General features: G+C 48.6%; 4 protein-coding genes and 2 pseudogenes. All 6 read left to right on the top strand.

Annotation, left to right across the window (positions count from 1 at the left end):
• Positions 1-235 (top strand): annotated as a pseudogene (locus tag ADA01nite_RS01600) (metal ABC transporter permease); the annotation flags it as partial.
• A gap of 411 nt (positions 236-646) precedes the next feature.
• A complete protein-coding gene (locus tag ADA01nite_RS01595) occupies positions 647-1096 on the top strand; it encodes a hypothetical protein (RefSeq protein ID WP_146808150.1) in 450 nt (149 codons plus the stop codon).
• A gap of 97 nt (positions 1097-1193) precedes the next feature.
• On the top strand, positions 1194-1610 hold the full coding sequence (locus tag ADA01nite_RS01590; protein WP_146808149.1) for a YugN family protein: 417 nt from the start codon (positions 1194-1196) through the stop codon (positions 1608-1610).
• Between the two features lie 80 nt (positions 1611-1690).
• A complete protein-coding gene (locus tag ADA01nite_RS01585; RefSeq protein ID WP_146808148.1) occupies positions 1691-2182 on the top strand; it encodes a YajQ family cyclic di-GMP-binding protein in 492 nt (163 codons plus the stop codon).
• Positions 2183-2250: 68 nt separating this feature from the next.
• Positions 2251-2373 (top strand): annotated as a pseudogene (locus ADA01nite_RS01580) (spore photoproduct lyase family protein); the annotation flags it as partial.
• 113 nt (positions 2374-2486) lie between these two features.
• A partial coding sequence (locus tag ADA01nite_RS01575; RefSeq protein ID WP_218029519.1) for a transposase occupies positions 2487-3365 on the top strand: 879 nt, incomplete at its 3' end.

Below are 3365 nucleotides of genomic sequence, written 5' to 3'. Positions count from 1 at the left end.
GGCAACGCCCGGCATTGTCCTCTGCTTAACAATCGCGACCATTGGTTTAGTTGGTGCAACAGCAATGGCAGGTGCGGTTGGTGCAGGCGGGCTGGGTGACCTTGCTCTGCGCTATGGCTACCAACAGTGGGATTTGCCCGTTATGTTCGTTACGGTGGTCATCTTAATTTGCCTGGTCCAGCTGCTTCAATCACTGGGTAACTGGACTGCAAAAAAGCTAAAGAAAAATGCTTAAGCTTGTCTTGCTTTTTTCGATTGTTTGGAGTTGTCCTGAAGTTGAAGTGACGCTGTTCGTTCACTGTGCTTTAAGGATAGCTCCTTTATTTTTTCATTGTTTAATATCTGCTTTTACTCAACAATAAAATGAGCAGAGTATAACAAATACGATTTTGTCCGGTACGGTAGCCACAAATATATCGGGCGTAATGCCTGACTTTTTTGTGTAAGCGGGTAGGTAAAGATATAGAGAAAATAAAAGAAAATCGAAGAAAATGAAAGAAATCGCAGCTTTTTACCTATCGTTTAAATTCCGCTTATGTTCCCTTTTTGATTCTCTGGAGTTCGTTTACAGTATACCTGTACCGAAAAAGATCGCAAAAAGAATCCGTATTTGTAATCTTTAAACTCTTCTGGGGGATGGTGAGGCATGAAAAGCTGGTACATAAGAAAAGCAGGATTCTCTGGTGTTGTAACGATGTTGACACTGATTCTCGTATTTGGTTCCATTACGCCAGCATGGGCATACAGTGCGCAGCGTCACTGTCAGGGAGAGAGGTGCTGGAACTTCTCTTTCATCGGAGATCCAAACGAGTATGAGGCTTGGTTTTACGACGGGAATGGCCTGTACTTTGACGGAGGAGAAGAAAACCGGATCCAAGGGTACATTTACCAGGGACGAATCGATGATCCGAAAACCGTTCGTTTTGAGTTCTACAATAACCGCGGTCAGTTGGTAAAGGCGTTCACTAAGACGTCGTACCAATCCCAGCAGTGGTTCTCGTTCGATTTGACAGACCTGGGAGTTGGCCTGCGCAAGATTAAAGTCATTGACGTATACAAAAAAGGCGTCAGTGTTTCCGGACAGCTTCATTACTAGGACAGGCTCCAAACCTCTGCTTCGGCAGAGGTTTTTCGCATAAAATCCCCCTTTTTCTCAAACACTGAGAGAAACGAACAGGTAAGGGGGATAAACAATGATTGCTTTACAATCCTCGCTGGACGGACAAAGAGGAACATTTAAGGAAATGTTCGAGTTTTTTAATGCGCGCGATTTTGCGATCGGCGGCGGATGGGATATTGACGGTGGTTTTTTCGATTTGAAAATGGGTGCGGATGAAGAGAAAGGAATGTTCTATTTTCTACGAATTCCGGGTATCCCCGAGCAGGGGAATTTTGGTGAGGACGATGCGGTAATTCGCTTAGGTACGCCATTCCTGCTTGTCCATCATTATCAGAACGACCAGGATGATACGGCGAGGTACCGCACATACACGGCAGTGATTGATCAGTTTGCAAGCCCGGTGGAAAAAGACGCGCCGGCGCCGGACGAGTGGGTACAGCGTACGAAAGATTGGCTGCGCAAGATTGAAGAAGAATTTGCGCACCGTTGATTTTCCCTTGTTCCATTCCTTTTTCACCCAAAAATCTGGTACGATAAGACATAGAATAAGCGCTTTGAAGGAGGAAGAGAATGAGCAAGGAGAATTCGTTTGACATCGTATCGAAGGTGGATCTGGCGGAAGTAACCAACGCCGTTAACCAGGCGATGAAAGAGATTGAGAACCGCTATGATTTTAAAGGGAGCAAAAGCAATATCACGCTGGAAAAAGAGGAGCTTGTGATTGTCTCCGACGATGAGTTCAAGCTGGAGCAGGTGAAGGACGTGCTGAACGGAAAGCTGATTAAGCGGGGCATCTCGCTGAAAAGCATCAATTACGGAAAAGTGGAGCCGGCTTCAGGCGGCACGGTACGTCAACGCGGTAAGATTGCGCAAGGAATTGACGCGGATAACGCCAAGAAAATTAATAAGTTGATTAAAGACACGAAGCTGAAAGTGAAAAGCCAGGTTCAAGACGATCAAGTACGCGTCTCCGGCAAAAGCCGCGATGATCTCCAGCAGGTGATTGCGATGCTGAAAGCAGCCGACTTGCCGTTGGATTTACAGTTCATTAATTTCCGATAAATCTGATGCGGATGGGAACCTTGACAGAAAAGTCAGGGTTTTTTGCGTGGCTCCAGCCGTTTTGCGCATGTCATTACTGCTATCTACAGACAACGCTGGGTAATAAACCGTATATTCGTACGTATGTTAATATGGATGAAATCCTTGAGCAGGCAGGCCACTATATCGACGAGCGCAAACCTGAGATTACAGAAATAGCGCGAGAAAGCCCACGTCTTTAGGCGTGTGGATGAATCGCGTCGCACAAATGTTCCATTTTGTGGTATACTACAGGGAGAGATTTCTAAATAAGAGGAGGATGTCGATGAAGCTCACCCACTCGTTTCGCATCCCCTATGATCCGGTGCTGTATACGGCGCTCAGAGACTATCAGCGCGAAGCCGCACGGGTATGGAACGATACGCTCGAAGAAGCCGTGTTATATTTTCGCACGTGGAAGCGGTGGGCTTCTAAAACACTTCTGCAGGCAAACCGCAAACAAGCGTACCGCCTTCATTCGCAAACCGTTCAGGCCATTGTGGACAAATACGACGAATGCCGCAAGGGAACAAAGGAGAAGCGCAGGAGAGGCGACCGCCGGGCCAGGTATCCGTGGCGAAAAAAGCATTTCTTCTGCCTTCCGTTTAAACAGAATGGGTTTGTCGTCACGGGCGAGCAGATTGTGCTGAAGTTCAAAAACGACAAACCGCTGCTTGCGGGCCTTCTCACCGCAAAGGCTGCGCAGAAGCGGAAATGGCTGGCCGGAAGCGGTCTCCGTGAAGATGTCACGCTTACCATCCCGAATCTCTCGGGGGAAGCGTTGTCGGCCTGCACGTATGCCGAAATCGTCTGGCATCGGGGTCACTACTGGTTTCACTACTGCATCGATACCCCGGTGGCCGAGCCGCGACATGAACACCTGCCCCTCAAACCGGCCGGATGCGACCTGGGCGAAATTCACAGCGTCACCCTGGCCACAGAAAACAAAGCGCTCGTCCTCTCCGGTCGTGCGGTGCGTGCCGTCAAACAGGGACGCGCCAAGTTTCTTGCAGAGCTGTCGAAGAAGATGGCGCGGTGCAAGAAAGGAAGCCGGCAGTGGAAGAAGTATCTTCGGGCCAAGCGCTATCTCCAGCAAAAGAGCGACGCTCAGGTGAAAGATTGGCTGCATAAGACGACAAAGCAGGCCGTGGATTTTCTCCTTGCT

The organism is Aneurinibacillus danicus (assembly GCF_007991215.1).
Classification (GTDB): Bacteria; Bacillota; Bacilli; order Aneurinibacillales; family Aneurinibacillaceae; genus Aneurinibacillus; species Aneurinibacillus danicus.
This window is presented reverse-complemented; position numbering and strand designations above follow the sequence as displayed.

Bases quoted from the DNA above. Each gene is read 5' to 3' on its own strand.
- ADA01nite_RS01595 (WP_146808150.1), top strand. From the start codon at position 647: ATGAAAAGCTGGTACATAAGAAAAGCAGGATTCTCTGGTGTTGTAACG.
- ADA01nite_RS01590 (WP_146808149.1), top strand. From the start codon at position 1,194: ATGATTGCTTTACAATCCTCGCTGGACGGACAAAGAGGAACATTTAAG.
- ADA01nite_RS01585 (WP_146808148.1), top strand. From the start codon at position 1,691: ATGAGCAAGGAGAATTCGTTTGACATCGTATCGAAGGTGGATCTGGCG.